Here is a 16,050-nt window from a genome sequence, read left to right as displayed (position 1 = left end):
TTTTTTTATCTGGAGGTATATCATGAAAAAACATTTCACTTTAACCTTGACTGGAATAATTATCCAAATTGTTTTTAGCATCACAGCTTTTGCACAATGTGTCACTATTTCTTCATGGCCAGCAAGTGCCACTGCTGGAAGTACTATTTCAATATCTGGGACAGTAAACATCTACAATAATACTGGTACGAGTAAAATACAGCAAGTTGATGTCTATGTTGCTCCTAATGCCTGTAGTACTTCTGGTCAGATTGGTTATAATACAGCATGTGCATCTATGGCAGGTAATTTCTCTACAAATATATTCATCTCAAACTCTGCGACTCCCGGTACATATAAAATTTGGGCTTATGTTCAATCTTCAGCGTCATCATGTGGATACGCAACATATGGATGTTCATGTCTTACGTCTGAAGCAAAAACTATAATCATTACAGCAAATACTGGCTCTTTACAAGTTGACTTAAACCCTGATGCAGCAGTTGCTGCAGGTGCACAATGGAACGTTGACAATGGGCCCTGGAAAAATGATCTTGAAATTGTTACTGGTTTATCTGTAGGTTCCCATACGGTTTATTATAAGACAATCTCTGGTTGGACAGCACCTCCGCCATCAACAGTAAATATAACAGGTGGGAATACAACTTGCTTATGTCCAGCGCCTCCATATGTACAAATTCCTCAAACTGGGTCTTTGCAAGTTGATTTAAACCCTGATGCCGCAGTCGCTGCAGGAGCTCAATGGAATGTCGATAATGGTCCATGGAAGAATGACCTTGAAATTGTTTCGGGTCTTTCTCTCGGCAATCATACAGTATATTTTAAAGCTATTACAGGATGGGCTGCACCCTCACCCTCGTTAGTCAATATTACTGCAAATAATACAACATGTTTATGTCCTGCTCCACCTTATACACAAAGTTCACAAACAGGATCTCTTCAGGTAGATTTAAACCCTGATGCTGCGGTTGCTGCAGGTGCGCAATGGAATGTTGATAATGGTTCATGGAAAAATGACCTTGAAACTGTTTTTAACTTGTCTGCCGGATCTCATACTGTTTATTATAAATCAATTTCTGGTTGGACAGCTCCATCTCCATCAACAGTCAACATCACAGCTAACAATACATATTGCTTATGTCCTGCCCCACCTTATACTCAAGGCTCTCAAACAGGCTCACTCCAGGTAGATTTAAACCCTGATGCAGCTGTTGCCGCAGGAGCCCAATGGAATGTTGATAATGGACCCTGGAAGAATGATCTTGAAATTGTTTCAGGATTATCTGTTGGTTCTCATACAGTTTATTATAAAGCAATTTCTGGTTGGAGTGCCCCTTCACCATCGTCAGTAAACATTACTGCTAACAACGTTACATGTTTATGTCCGGCTCCACCTTATACACAAAATTCGCAGACAGGTTCCTTACAGGTAGATTTAAATCCTGATGCTGCCGTTGCTGCAGGAGCACAGTGGAATGTAGATAATGGTCCCTGGAAGAATGATCTTGAAACTGTGTCGGGTCTCGTAATCGGTTCACATACTGTCTATTATAAGGATATTTCTGGATGGACCGCTCCCTCACCACCTTCAACAGTTAATATTACAGCTAATAATACGACCTGTTTATGTCCGGCTCCACCTTACGTACAAAATCCTCAGACAGGTTCTTTACAAGTTGATTTAAATCCTGATGCCGCAGTCGCCGCAGGAGCCCAATGGAATGTCGATAATGGTCCATGGAAGAATGATCTTGAAACTTTATCTGGCCTTATGGTTGGTTCCCATACAGTTTATTTTAAAGGTATTACTGGTTGGACAGCTCCACTGCCCTCTTCAGTCAATATCACGGCAAACAATATATATTGTTTATGTCCAGCCCCACCATATACGCAAAATGCTCAAACTGGTTCCTTACAGGTTGATCTTAACCCTGATGGTGCGGTAGCAGCGGGTGCACAGTGGAATGTCGATAATGGTTCATGGATGAACGATCTTGAAATCTTATCAGGTCTTTCAGCGGGTACCCATATGGTATATTTTAAAGCAATTACCGGTTGGAGTGCTCCTCCTCCATCAACTGTAACCATTGTAGCCTATAACACAGTTTGTCTTTGTCCTGCTCCACCTTATACGCAAAGTTCACAAACAGGTTCACTCACAGTAGATTTAAACCCTGATGGGGCTGTTGCTGCGGGTGCAGAGTGGAACGTCGATTATGGTCCATGGAATAATGACCTGCAAACCGTTTCTGATCTAACTGTCGGTTCTCATACGGTTTATTACAAAACGGTATCTGGATGGACAGCCCCAGCACCCTCAACGGTTAATATAACTTCTAACAATACTACATGTTTATGTCCCGCTCCTCCTTATGTACAAAATTCATCAAGCTGTTGTATAAATGTTGTTATAGGTCCTGCTGCTGCATTGAGTGCTGGAGCTCAATGGAACATTGATGGTGGTCCTTGGCAAAATAGTGGTATCATTCTTTGCAATTTATCGGTTGGCTCCCACACAGTAAATTATAAAAGTATTGTCGGTTGGACGTCTTGTTCATCTAGTACAGTAACACTCACAGTAAACAATACAAAAACTGAAAGTTGTACTTACATTCCTTATTATTTACCTATTCTGATTGTTACAGATATTGTTCCTGATCCTAATAATCCAGGGTATTATCTTCCATTTGAAAATATTTTAGATACTCAAAATATTAATTATCAGGTTTGTGACGTAAATGGAATTAACAGCGGGTCGATTAACTTGAATAATTATAGCTGTGTAGTCCTCACAAGTAATTCACTGGAACTTATTATTCAATCTAAAAATATGGATATTCAAAATTCGCTGACTGAGAAAAACATGCTTGTCTATAAATTTGATGTGATTCCAAATAATTCTTGTGAAATACCTAATTCACACTTCAATATTAGATATGACCCTTATACCAAATCGCTATTCACAACCTCCAAGCCCCCGACAACTTCATTTATGCCTATACCTCCTGAATTACATTTAGATCTTTCAAACCTTTTGTTTAATGCAGGAGAGCTTTTGCTCGGTCATTATGCGGGTGAGGCAGTAAATACAATTTTGCTATCTCGAGATGGAGTTTCACTAAAAACGGTCATTGGTATTTTAAATACTGCCTTAGAACCAGTAGCGGCAAGTCTCATATATATATTACCATATTGTGTAGTTACAGGTGGTCAGGTATGTATAGCAGCTGCAGGTGTTGGAACCTTATATGCTCTTACGCTTTTTCCTCTATTATTTGATAATGTAATTACTATTGAAAGTCACATGTCAGAAAATGATGTCTTATGGATGGATATTTTACAACATCGATTAAATTATGCAAGTGGCACTATTGATTGCAATTACTATTTTGAGAATGATGCGAATCAGTTTCCTATTTGTAAATCAAATGCTGATAATATTTTAGGTGTAACTGTTTGGAATTATAATAATCAACCAGTTGTTAATTTGAACTCATTAATTGGATTTAAGTACAATTCATATAAACTTAAAAACCAGGGTGACATGACAATTCAAGCCACGCCACCTCAAGTAACTAATGATATTTATGAAGTTGACCATTCTGGTAATAAAGATCTACAAGGAACAACCATTATTGATTTTGATTTGGTAGATAATGAATTTTCTTATCCAATCAATGGCAACATGTTTACATTTCATATGATTGACACTGCGACATGTTTTCATAGCGAACTGAAATTGATTAAGAACAATGATATTGTTTCTTTAAATTCCAATATTGAATATTCTGATAATGATTTCATTATAGATAGTACTAAAGCAATATCTACTTTGACTTCAGTTCAATCCTTTCCTTCAATCCTTCCAACTGCTAATATTAATACACCTTTTACTTTGAAATTACTTCCTAGTGTGGTCTTTTCTAAAAATGGTTTTTTTCAAATTAAGGTTGATACATCGGTAGTTTTTACAAAAAATATTATAGGTGGTACAAATATTATTGATACTATAAGTATTCCTTTATCAAGTATAGATACGGGCTTAAGAAATTATACTATTTACTTACAATATAGACCCTGGGTTACGACAGGTCCTTTGCTTTCAACAGAAATTACTGATGTCGTTAAGACAATTAATTACCAGGTCGATTGGGAAAAACCTGAAGGAATAGAGAATTTAAATGATCAAACATTTTCTATTTTCCCAAATCCTGCTTTTAATTTACTCACAATTAGCAGTAAACTCCCTTCATCGAAAGTTGAAATTTATGACATGGTTGGGAAATTACTATTATCAAAAGAAATACACTGCGTACAAAATATTATTGATATTTCAAACATAAAATGCGGTTTGTACTTGATAAAAATTTCTGATGGTAAGCGTATTTATGTTCAAAAACTATCTAAGCTGTAAAATTATTCCTCGTATCAATACAAAAAGAGTTATTAAATTCAATTAAGAAAAGCAAAATCGTGGTCTAAAGAATGGGGAGTAGTAAACACCTCCTTCTCTTAAAAAATACCAGAGACAATGTTCAAACAGAGCGTTTGCAATTGCATTAATACTCTTAGGTAGGTAATCTTTATAGCCATCTAATAGGTTCAATAATGTAACAGAAGTTCTTAAATCTCCTGAGACTGAGACTTTTTCATTTTTTTCATTATGAATATCTTGTGCAATAGTAAAATTAAACATTCTGTTATATATCACTTTATTTTCTTGATAATAACTGTTTATGGATACTTTTGAAAAGGCCTTTAACCACAAAAGTCGTCCAACACCTTTTCCTCCTAAATTTAATTTATATTCTGTATCAAGTGTCTGGAATGAATTGTAATTGATTTTATTAAATCCGATACCATTGTCAATAATTTCAAAACCTATTATTTCAGATTTTTCCTTAGTCGTTATTAATTGGGACGACCTGATGATTTTTATCTTAATATCTCCATCTGATATTTTAAAATGATTGTCCATATCAATTTTTTCATCAATGGCATGAATTGAATTGACAACAGTCTCAAATAACGGAAATAAAATATTAGACTTGGGTAGATTTATATTGCGTACCCTTCCTTTAAGGTTTGTATTTAAACTCATTGGTAATGAATTATTGTGATTAAAAACTAATCAAAATTGACATTATTAATATAACAAATTTTTCATTAAACCTACATTTTAATAAATTAAAATGAAATAGATAGCAAAAACCAGCTGTTCATTCTATTAAATAACTTAACACAGAAATATTTTCTTTGACTTCCAATGATTTGCATTTATATTTACCATTTGTGCATTTTTGAAAGAATCGCATTTTTCACTAGCTTAACTCTATTATTTTCTTTGGTTCTCTCCTTAATGTCAAAGGTGATATGTAAGCCCCCATATTATCTGGAACATTCAAAATTAGAGATTTTATCCGCGATAAGGTTATAATTTATGAATTTGCGACATAAAATATTATATATTTGAATGTTTAACTTATCCATGGCGCACTTTTACAGGAAAAAGGATCAGTGAATCCCTGATCTACGCATTAATATCCCTACTATGAAAACCTTTGCCATTTTATTATCAGGATTCTGGACATTTATCACAGTCGCATCTGCCCAGGAAGGTGAATAAACGGACAGATGGAACTGCGGACAACCGTTAACCGACCCCCGTGATAACCAGGTTTACAATACGATTATGATAGGGACCCAATGCTGGATGGCCGGTAACCTGAACATCGGCATAAGGATCGATAGTTCCGGGTCTCAATCCGATAACGGCCTCATTGAAAAATACTGTGATCATGATCTTGAATCCAATTGCGGGATCTACGGAGGACTTTACTGGTGGAATGAAGCCATGGATTATCATACGACCCCGGGGAGCCGGGGGATTTGTCCCCAGGGATGGCATGTCCCCACAGATGCAGAATGGTGTAAGCTAACGCTATTCCTTGATCCTGAAGTAGATTGTGATGCAGAAGGAGCCAGCGGACTGGATGCCTGCGGGAAGATGAAAGAAGCCGGAACTGCCTACTGGCTGACACCCAATGCCGGCGCCAGCAATTCCAGCGGCTTCACATATGATTACAGCGTGATCAGGACAGGGAGGTCTTTCCGGGACTGTGGCAGACCCCAAGGTGATCTTTCAGATCGCCCTCAAGTCCAATGGTAGCAGCTTGATTTTGTGCCATAATCATTCAAGCTTAAACCTTCAGCCATCCGAAGCTGACATTCACTTAACCCGGAAATTGAAGGAAGCCGGATTGATGCCTGACTTGCCGGTCCTTGATCACCTGATTGTTAGCAGTGAAGGATTTTATAGCTTTGCGGATGAGGGTTTACTGTGAGGCCTGTAATGAGCTCGAAAGGGCTCATTTTTTTATCTAATAAATGTTTCTGTTTATTAACTTCAGGAATCAACCTGCATTGTCAGATATGGGCTTCTTATCTGTAACCGTTGATTAAATTTATTTTAATCCAAAATAATTGGCGAATTCTGTAAAAAAAATATTCCCAAGAGTATATGACAACATCTTTTCATCTTCAATAGGTTTCTTATCAGTTAAATTCCATACGATCCAAGCGCCAGCCAATCCACTGATAAGATCAGGTGTTATCTCATCATTTTTTTGTTTCACTATATCAATTATAAAATTTTCAAGATTTTCAAATACACCCGGGCCATTTAAATCAAATTCCTTTAATTTATCAGAAACAATTTCATCTAATTCTTCGACAACACTTCTATCTTTTACAAATCTTCCTACTCGTGTTATTGCGGCGAATGTAGCACATGTAGTGCACATTAGGTCCCAATTTTTAATATTTACAGCATTTTTTAGTTGTGGAAATCTTTGAAGCATCGGTATTTGTGTTCCAATTGCAAACAATTTTGCCATTGATACTAATTTTTCCGCTCTTACATAATAATCGGAGTTTTCAGAATTTTTCTTTGACTGAAAAAAAATGTTCATGATTTTCAAATTAAGGTTATATAATGTTGATCATGTCTATCTTGAAAATTCAATTTTTAGACACATTAGTATTAATTCTGGCAAGACACCAAAAGATCAGATACAACTTACCTGCCCTATAGCCTAATTCCTTAAAAGTATAACTTATGATGATTCGCTCTCTTAAAAATAATGTACAAATTCTGACTATCATAATTACAGAGTCTTTGCAAAAATGGAAATGTCCTATAAATAGAGTATTGAAACAAAGATTTTTTTTAATTAGCTACCATTCATGCAAAAAAGCCACAATGATTAACAATCAAGATGTAGAGTCCACCTTCCGGGAGTTCGTGCAAAATTCGGGGGGAGGTCACCCGAAATATGGTATGTTTCATGTCTGTGAATGAATAGACCCGTAAAGGATTTTATAGTTTTGCTGACGAAGGACTTATCTGATGTCTTTAAAGAGCCATTTTTGGCTCTTTTTTATTATATTGATTAGATGCAATGTGATACAATATTGGCTGGGCCGCCTACTCGATTATCATTTTTTATTCCGTCCGTCCGAAGTCGTCTGGTTTGCAACCCGCACAAACTTTGTCCGAAGTTAATTACTATCATGCTCCCGAAATTTTGTCCCACTTTTCAGATGAGTTCAAATGGTCGTTAATCGTTTTCTTAATCTCTTTTGTTGTCGCTTTTGCAGTGGTTGGAAAATTTAAAAGTGTCGCAACTTTTATAAGTTGTTTTTTAGTTAGAGTTTTTAATTTCTCATCTGACTGTGAAGGATTGGTTTTAAGTTTTGTAATAAATGCTTCGTCAATTACAAGTTTGTTATCTTGTTCTTTCCTATCTGTGAATGGGGCAGTAACAGATATTTGAACTCTACCTCCAAACTTTGTCAGCTTTTCAAAATCCTTTTCAGAGAAATAGTCCTGCAAAATGATTTGCAGTTTTTTTGGCAATTCGCCTCCAGGGCTTATGAAGAAATCAAATTTTGGCATAGTCGGAAATTCTTTTTTCAATTCGTGATACGAAAGTCATCATTATTTCCGAAACAGTACGCTGTTCACTTGCAGATTTTTTTAAGTCAAACCAAGCTATCTTTTCTGAACCCTGACTTAAAAATCTTGAAACAACATCCAATCGTGGAATACGGGCAATAATTGGATGTTCTCCGATGATTGCTTTTTCATTTACGTCTAAATCCTTACTTACTGAGGTTAGTAAATCTTTTATAGCTGTCTGTTGGTTGATTGTCCCAAACTCATTACCGCCTGCACGATTAACAGCATTTAGGACTACACCCAACATTTTCGGTTTTTCGTTCTTAGGAATTTCCCTCACCCAACGCAATAGTCGTGGCATACCGTAAACTGAAATCTTGTCGGGAATAGTAACAGTCAAGAAATAATTGCAAGCACGAAGCATTGCCTGTGTTAAATACATTTTGTTTGGTGGGCAGTCAACAAGAATGTAGTCAAAGTCCTTGAAGCTGTTGAGCATATTTCTGCAGTATCCAAAAAGCATGTCGGCTGTCCTGTCGTTTTCTACGATTGCTTTAGTTATCTCAATGTCCAACTCGTCAACATTAAAAGCTCCTTTGATAATTTTCAATTTTTTGGGCGCAAACTTATCGGGAACATCGTCAACATACTCGTGGAATTTTACCTTTTTAATGTCATGCCATTTGTTAGGTGTCACCAAATGATAAATTGTGAAAGCTGTTTTATCAACTTTCTCTGGCTCAAATCCAACGGCTAAAGACAAACTGCATTGTGGGTCAATGTCAAAAAGCAAAACCTTATTCCCTATATTTGCAAGGTAATAACCAAGTAACGTTGTGATAGTTGTTTTGCCTACTCCACCTTTGTAGTTACAAATACAAATTGATTGTGGATGCTTGTCAATCTTTAATGCGTCAAACTGTTTTTTAAGAGTTTCTGGTATGTCCATGTGAAAAGGGGGTTAGTTAGTTTTATGTCTGTTAGTTGATGTTTGCACGAGCGTCATAAAATAGCTGATATTAACTTATAGCCCCTATCGCTACATTCAAATATACAATCAAATTGAATTATGGACAGGTTAGTAAAGGTAGAATGTTATTTTAAGTATACAACTGTTATATAATCCCTGTAAAGTTAGAGATTATTAAATCTTTCACAATATGATCATTTTTTCTTTTTAATTTTTGGAACAAATGCGATTTCTACTTTGGAAAATGATTTTTTAAAACCTTTCTTCGTTTTACGCACTTTCACCCCGGGATGGTATAAGTTGTCCACCTTCCGGGAGATCGTGCGTAAAACGGGGGTATATGTCAACCTAAAAATAGCATGTTTCTTGTATTGAATTAATACAAGAATGCATGAGAATACCATCTCCACTTTCAGTTGACAGTTGACAGTTGGCAGTCAGCAGTCAAAACTTCGAATATCGTGTTTCGTGTATCGCTGTTTCGAATATCAATTGAGAAATCGTCCGTGAAAAATCGTCCATCCCGCCGGTAGGCGGGCAGGCGTACATGAGGCTTGAGAATAATTCAGGTTAAATCCTGTCGCATCCACTTCCATGCCGGGATCGCTTTTATTTCTCCAAATGCATCTTCCTGATCAGAGGTTATTATAATTCCTGTTTTAACCCCTGTGGTTGTCATTGCGCTTTTCAATCCCGTTATTTCCCTCTCCAGGTTATCCTCTGTTAAATGCCAGCAGACTTGAGCAGCATAAACAATCTTTTCATTCTTCCGTACTAAAAAATCACATTCTGAATGTTCATCCTTATAATATAAAACATCAGGTGTAGCCTGCCTTAAGCGAAGGAAAACCGCATTTTCCAGCATTCTGCCATAATCTTCACTGAATGACAGACTGTTTGCCCTTGCCATGCCCGTATCAACAGCATAGACCTTTTTGGGATTAATGAGTTGTTGCTTTATCGAAAATGAAAAACGGGGAACAAAATCCAGCAGGTAACTTTCCTTTAGATAATCGCAATAATCAATGGTAGTACGCACGGATTTAATTCCTATTACTTTCGACATATTATTATAACTCACCTCTTTACCTAAATTACTCATCAGATGCAAAGCAAGTCTTAAAATAATATGGTCATTTTTTATATTTCTCCGAACAGCAATATCCCTGATAACGATGTCACGTAATAATGACCTGAGGTATTCAGGATTTGTTGAGACCAGAAACTCGGGAAATCCACCACGGGCCAGGTAGTTTATCAAACTTTCCTTTCCTGCTTTTTCTTTCGTGAAGCGTAAATATTCCAGGTAATTGAACGGAAAGAGTTCAGTTTGGATATGCCTTCCGGTCAGTCTGGTGCCAAGCTCCCGGCTGAGCATAGATGCATTGGATCCCGTGATAAATATTTGAAATCCCTTATCATGGGCCGAACGTACATACTTTTCCCAACCCTGAATATTCTGTATTTCATCAAAAATATAGCAAGTCGCCTTTTCCGAAACAGCTATTTGTTCCAGCTTTTGGAAATCGCTTAAATCAAAACCTTCGAGCCGGGTGTCCTCAAAATTCAAAAACACTTTATTCCTGACAGTTTTAAGTGATTGTTGCAACAGTGTACTTTTTCCGCAACGCCGCACTCCTGTGATTACAATTATACTATTGCTTTTTAATGGGATTTCTTTTTCCCTTTTCACAGTCAGATTTTTTGCTGCTGATTGGCTATTTTCCTTAATAACTGCCCTGACTGTTTCCTTTGTTATCATAAATGGATTTTTGCAAAGATACAAAATTTGTATTACAAATACAAATTAATTTGTATTGTCAATACAAATTATTCTATCCATGTAAAATCGTCCACCGTACATGATGCTTGAGGTTTCTGCTCAGGCAATAATCAGACTAGCTAATATCTTCAGCAGGTTTCGCTGGTATTGGTACTGGTGCAGGTTTTGGTGTTGCCTTGGGTTTGCTTTTAACAGTCTTGGGTTTTGCTTTGTCAGCTACAGGTTCTGCTTTGGTCGCTTTAGCCGGAGGTTTAACAGCCTTGGGTTTTGAGACTGTTTTGACTGCAGCTTTGACCGTTATGACCGGTGCCTTTGTTGGCTTGGGTGCCACTTTCACTGCCTTAGCTTTGCTTACAGCAGCTTTAGGTTTGCTCTTTGCCGCCTTTGGTTTGCTTTTCGTTTTACCCGTAATTTTATCCAGCCGGTCTTCGGCTTTGCTTGCTATTTTTTTTCTAAGCTTTTCTACTTTTTTAAAAGCTCTTACAGCTTTTTTCTCAGCCTTTACCAGGGCTTTGTCGATTTTTTTCCTGGTGCCGCTTTTTTCATAATCATCCATAGCGCCCTCTACATAACTTTCAACATTCTTCAAGGTGCCCTTTGCAGCTCCAAAAGCTTTACTTTTTCTGACTTGTTTTACTTTATCTTCCACGTAATCATCCGCTTTGTTGAGCAGGGTCTTGGCTTTGTTAAACAATCCCTTTTCAGGTTTTTTTGCCTTTTTCTTTGATTTTGCATTCATGGCTGACAGATTTAAGTTTAAAGATTTATTTACTGGTTCTTTCTGGGTGATGCATCATTCATTCATTAATCAAAGTTAAAAAATAAAAGGTTTTCTTTTAATATAGAATTCCTTTAACAAAATTATCATCCTCTATTTTCAGAAATATCCGTCACATCTGGTATATTTACATGAAAATTTGATATTGAAATGGCAACAAAGGTTAATATCATCGGAGGAGGTATAGCCGGTCTTACCACCGGGTGCCATCTGCAAATGAACGGATTTGATTCTGAAATATTTGAGTCCCATTCCCAGCCCGGAGGTTTGTGTACATCTTGGAAAATAGGCGATTATACTGTTGATGGATGCTTGCATTGGCTGGTCGGATCCAATCCTGATGACCCGATCTATGATCTGTGGAATGAGCTGATTGATATGAAATCCATCAGGTTTCATGACTACGGGGAATTCTTCCGGGTTCGTGACAAGCAGGGAAAAGAAATTATCGGCTATACCGATTTGGAACGGCTGCACCGGGAATTATTGTCTAAAGCACCTGAGGATAAGATCCTTATTGATGAATTTGCCAGTGCTGTGAGGGAAATGTCCAGGATGAAGATGCGTATGGATAAAGATCCTGAATTATATACGCTTTTCGAAAAGATAAATGAAAATCTACATTATTTACCCTACCTGAAAACCCTGATGCGTTACAGCCGGATGACTATCAATGATTTTGCAGGGCTCTGCAAAAATCCCTTGTTGGCCAGGTTTTTTGAGTACTCTTTTACATCTGAAATGCCGATGCTGTTTATCATGATTACATTTTCATGGCTGAACCGGAAAACGGCCGGATATCCGGTTGGAGGATCCCTGCAGTTTTCCAGGCTGTTTGAAAAGAAATACCTTGAGCTGGGCGGTAAGATCCATTACAACAGCAAAGTGAAAAGAATCCTTACAGAAGCCTCCGGTAAGCAACAACGTGCTTCAGGAATCGAATTGGATAACAGGCAACAATTTTCTTCCGGTATCACCATCTCTGCTGCTGATGGCTATTCCACGATCTTTGAAATGTTGCAGGGCAGGTTTGCCGACAAACGCATTAACCATTATTATTCAGACTTTTCCGTCTTTCCGTCCTTTCTCCAGATTTCACTCGGGGTAGCAAAAAGCTTTAAGGATATACCTTCAACGGTGGTTACTCCTTTGGAACAACCATTTGTAATTGATCCTGAAAAAACCATCGAAAACCTTTATTACCGGGTAGTAAATTATGATCCGACCTTAGCACCTGAAGGTAAAACATTGATCATGTGCATGGTTAAAACGTATAATTATAAATATTGGCTGGATCTGCGCACTAATGACCGGGAAAAGTATAAAGCGGAGAAAAAAAGGATCTCAGACTTTTACATTGACGAGCTTGATAAAGAACTTGGAGGTATCAGAGAAAACCTGGAAATGGTGGATGTTTCGACCCCGGCTACCCTGATCAGATATACGCACAACTGGAAAGGCAGCGTAGAAGGATGGATGGTTACGAAAGAGACAGGATTCAACAGCCTGCCAAAGGTTCTGCCGGGCCTGAAAGATTTTTATATGGCCGGACAATGGGTGGAACCGGGAGGCGGAGTCCCTGCCGCGTTCTTTTCCGGACGAAACCTCGTACAGGTGATAAGCAGGAAATATAGAAGCGCATAGCTGTTTGCCATGATTAAATTAATGAATTTCTTGCAAACCAAAATAGGCTTCCAAATTCTTGTTATCCTGTCCTTTATCAGCATGATGACTTTTGGCCAGGATAAATATACCCAGATCATCCGCGGCGTTGTGCTGGATAAAAGCACCTCGCTGCCTTTGCCGGGCGCAAATATTGTCTTACTCAGTTCCGAGCCGCTCCGTGGGACTACAACGGATGAAAAAGGGGCATTCCGGCTGGAAAAGGTTCCGGTCGGACGGCAAAACATCCGCGTCAGCTTCATGGGTTACAAGGAGCAGGTCCTGAGCAACCTGATTGTCACTACCGGTAAAGAGCCCCTGCTTACAATAGAGATGGAGGAAATCGTAATGCAGGTAGGGGAGGTGGAAATCCGTTCGGATAGCCGGAAAGACCTTCCGGTCAATGAGATGGCTGTTATCAGTGCCAGGTCCTTCACAATCGAGGAGACCGAACGCTATGCCGGCAGCGTGGGCGATCCTTCCCGCATGGCTTCCAGTTTCGCGGGAGTCTCAACCCTCAGTGACCAGCAGAACGAGATCGTCATACGCGGCAACTCGCCGATGGGATTGCTATGGCGGATGGATGGCATAGATATCCCCAACCCTAATCACTTCGCATCCATCGGAACTACCGGCGGCGGCATCAGCATGATCAACAACAATACCCTGTCCAATTCCGACTTCTTCACCGGCGCTTTTCCTGCTGAATACGGTGATGCGCTGAGCGGAGTCTTCGACCTGAAGATGCGCAGCGGCAATAACCAGAATTATGAATATACGGCGCAGGTTGGATTCAACGGACTGGAAGCCGGCGCTGAAGGACCTATCTCCAGGAAAAAGGGCTCTTCTTTCCTGCTCAATTACCGCTACTCCATGCTGGTTCTGGTTGACCAGATCATTGGCACGGAAGCGTTATCGGTCTCGGCAGTTCCATATTACCATGATCTTTCCTTTAAGTTAAATTTTCCCGATAAAAAGTACGGTAAATTCTCCATCACCGGCATCGGCGGAATAAGCGGCATAAACGAAAATGAGTCCGGCAAAGACACTTCGGAGTGGAGCAGTTCTTACCAGGGATCGGATTACATGTTCGGCTCGCGAATGGGAACCCTGATCGCTTCACACACCTTTCTGCTGAGCCCCGCCTGTCTTTCAAATGGCAGATAAATACGAGGCATTCCATAAGCCTGGGAACCGGGATATACAGCCAGCTTCCCGAGGAAATGTTTTATTTTATTGAAACAGATCTGCCGGATGGGACTACCCAACTGACTAATAAAAACCTTGGGTACATGAAGAGCTTTCATCTTGTCGCGGGCTATGATTTTCTGATTTTTAGTAACCTCCGTTTAAAAGCGGAGGCATATTATCAGCACCTGTTTAATATCCCTGTGAAAGAAAACCTGCCGGCCTATTCCATGCTGAATTTCGGTGAGGATTCTTTTTCCTCCCTGCCCATAATTGACAGTCTCATCAGTGGCGGAACAGGCAATAACCTGGGAATCGAACTCACCCTGGAGCGCTTCCTGAACAGAGGTTATTATTTTCTCTTCACTTCGTCAATTTTTAAATCCACTTACAAAGGATTTGATGAGATAACAAGGAATACGGCATTCAGCAATAATTTCGTGCTTAACCTGCTGGCCGGGAAGGAATTCAGGATAAAGGACAAAAACTTCCTGAACATAGATCTGAAGGCCACCTGGGCTGGTGGTATGCGTTATGTACCTTTTCATACGGTCGAAGTGGATGAGCACTATTATATGAGGGTCGATGAATGGGATAAAGCTTACCAGGAGCGGCGCCCGGATTATTTCCGCCTGAACCTCCGGATCGGTTATAAGGTGAATTTCCGCAAAGCGACCTTTGAAATTGCCGTCGATATGCTCAACCTTACAAACCGCAAGAATATCTATTTTGAATTCTATGATCCTTCCACCGGTGAAATTAAAACAGTATACCAGTTACCTTTCATTCCCGTTCCGCTGATCAGGGTGCAGTTTTGATTTTGCTGAAGAATTGTTAAATATTTGTTAAATTTCACATGTTCATATCTGCATTTCTTTAATCATAATACCTTTACCCAAACACTTCTCCGGATGAAAAAGATACTATTTACTACTACTGTCATTTTCTTATTTCTGGTTTCAGGAACTAAAGGCCAGAGTACCGCTATGGACTTCACCCAGGCCGATTGCGACGGAGCTGATCATCACCTTTTTTCGGAACTTGATGCGGGTAATGTGATCATCCTTGAATATGTGATGTTAAACTGTGCCCCATGTGTCACGGCGACCAAAGCCCTGGAAACCCTCACAGGCCCCTACGAACTCACTCACCCTGGAAGGGTTCATATTTATTCCGTCGCATTCCTGAATTCCTATACCTGTGAACAGATCATTCAGTGGAAAAGAGATTTTAATTTCAACCACCCGGCATTAAGCGAAGGGGAAGAGCAGGTGAGCTATTACGGCGGCATGGGGATGCCTACCATCGTGGTTGTGGGGACCAATGAACATAATGTTTTTTATAAAAGCATCGGTTATACTCCTGCCATTGATGATCTTATCCGGGAAGCAATCGACAGCGGCTTATTATATAATCCAACAGGGGTAGATGAAAAGATACTTTCCAGTAAATTCAGGGTTTATCCAACCTTATTTTCTGACCAGCTTTATATCGAAACTGCTAAAGAATATACCGGCGCTGAAATCATCATTTACGATGCCTTTGGCAGACAGGTTTTGATTTCCCATGTCCCTGAAAGCGGAAGGGCAAGCATCCCGGCGACCGGGCTTTCCAAAGGCCTTTATATCGCCCGCCTGAAAAGCAGCACAGGAATCTCTGGTGGTATCAGGCTGGTCCGGCAGTAAATGAAATCCTTCATAAATTTAAAA

12 protein-coding genes are annotated in these 16,050 nt (G+C 39.1%); 6 read left to right on the top strand and 6 right to left on the bottom strand.

All coding sequences use genetic code 11. The annotated features are described in order from the left end of the window. Window positions 1–22: 22 nt before the first annotated feature. Window positions 23–4,414, top strand: coding sequence for a T9SS type A sorting domain-containing protein (locus M0Q51_01805; GenBank protein MCK9398714.1), 4,392 nt, complete (start codon window positions 23–25; stop codon window positions 4,412–4,414). A gap of 42 nt (window positions 4,415–4,456) precedes the next feature. Here M0Q51_01805 and M0Q51_01800 read toward each other — a convergent pair whose 3' ends face one another. Further along, window positions 4,457–5,101 carry a hypothetical protein gene (locus tag M0Q51_01800; protein MCK9398713.1) on the bottom strand — a complete coding sequence of 215 codons (645 nt, stop codon included), beginning with the start codon at window positions 5,099–5,101 and terminating at the stop codon, window positions 4,457–4,459. 591 nt (window positions 5,102–5,692) lie between these two features. On the opposite strand from M0Q51_01800, the gene M0Q51_01795 reads away from it, so the two are divergent. Next, window positions 5,693–6,169, top strand: a complete 477-nt coding sequence (locus tag M0Q51_01795) for a fibrobacter succinogenes major paralogous domain-containing protein (protein MCK9398712.1) — start codon at window positions 5,693–5,695, stop codon at window positions 6,167–6,169. A gap of 295 nt (window positions 6,170–6,464) precedes the next feature. Here the strand turns inward: M0Q51_01795 and M0Q51_01790 are convergent, their stop codons facing one another. The 5 genes from M0Q51_01790 to M0Q51_01770 all read right to left on the bottom strand — a co-directional run bounded on the left by M0Q51_01790 (window position 6,465) and on the right by M0Q51_01770 (window position 11,452). Then, window positions 6,465–6,971, bottom strand: coding sequence for a hypothetical protein (locus M0Q51_01790; GenBank protein ID MCK9398711.1), 507 nt, complete (start codon window positions 6,969–6,971; stop codon window positions 6,465–6,467). 599 nt (window positions 6,972–7,570) lie between these two features. Next, window positions 7,571–7,957 carry a hypothetical protein gene (locus M0Q51_01785; GenBank protein ID MCK9398710.1) on the bottom strand — a complete coding sequence of 129 codons (387 nt, stop codon included), beginning with the start codon at window positions 7,955–7,957 and terminating at the stop codon, window positions 7,571–7,573. After that, window positions 7,944–8,909 carry a ParA family protein gene (locus M0Q51_01780; GenBank protein MCK9398709.1) on the bottom strand — a complete coding sequence of 322 codons (966 nt, stop codon included), beginning with the start codon at window positions 8,907–8,909 and terminating at the stop codon, window positions 7,944–7,946. Before M0Q51_01780 ends, M0Q51_01785 begins: the two co-directional genes overlap by 14 nt. Window positions 8,910–9,495: 586 nt before the next feature. Further along, window positions 9,496–10,692, bottom strand: a complete 1,197-nt coding sequence (locus M0Q51_01775) for an ATP-binding protein (protein MCK9398708.1) — start codon at window positions 10,690–10,692, stop codon at window positions 9,496–9,498. A gap of 136 nt (window positions 10,693–10,828) precedes the next feature. After that, on the bottom strand, window positions 10,829–11,452 hold the full coding sequence (locus M0Q51_01770; GenBank protein ID MCK9398707.1) for a hypothetical protein: 624 nt from the start codon (window positions 11,450–11,452) through the stop codon (window positions 10,829–10,831). 189 nt (window positions 11,453–11,641) lie between these two features. Here M0Q51_01770 and M0Q51_01765 point away from each other — a divergent pair, with 189 nt between their 5' ends. The 4 genes from M0Q51_01765 to M0Q51_01750 all read left to right on the top strand — a co-directional run bounded on the left by M0Q51_01765 (window position 11,642) and on the right by M0Q51_01750 (window position 16,026). Then, complete coding sequence (locus tag M0Q51_01765; protein ID MCK9398706.1) at window positions 11,642–13,135, top strand: NAD(P)/FAD-dependent oxidoreductase; 1,494 nt, start codon at window positions 11,642–11,644, stop codon at window positions 13,133–13,135. A gap of 30 nt (window positions 13,136–13,165) precedes the next feature. After that, a complete protein-coding gene (locus M0Q51_01760; GenBank protein MCK9398705.1) occupies window positions 13,166–14,320 on the top strand; it encodes a TonB-dependent receptor in 1,155 nt (384 codons plus the stop codon). Further along, window positions 14,209–15,159, top strand: coding sequence for a TonB-dependent receptor (locus M0Q51_01755; protein ID MCK9398704.1), 951 nt, complete (start codon window positions 14,209–14,211; stop codon window positions 15,157–15,159). The genes M0Q51_01760 and M0Q51_01755 overlap by 112 nt, the downstream gene beginning before the upstream one ends. Window positions 15,160–15,252: 93 nt before the next feature. After that, entirely contained in the window at window positions 15,253–16,026 is a 774-nt protein-coding gene (locus M0Q51_01750; protein MCK9398703.1) for a T9SS type A sorting domain-containing protein, read from the top strand. Window positions 16,027–16,050: the final 24 nt, after the last annotated feature.

The organism is Bacteroidales bacterium, assembly GCA_023229505.1.
GTDB lineage: Bacteria > Bacteroidota > Bacteroidia > Bacteroidales > JAGOPY01 > JAGOPY01.
Note: the sequence above shows the minus strand (reverse complement) of the source record. Positions and strands in the feature narration are given on the sequence as shown.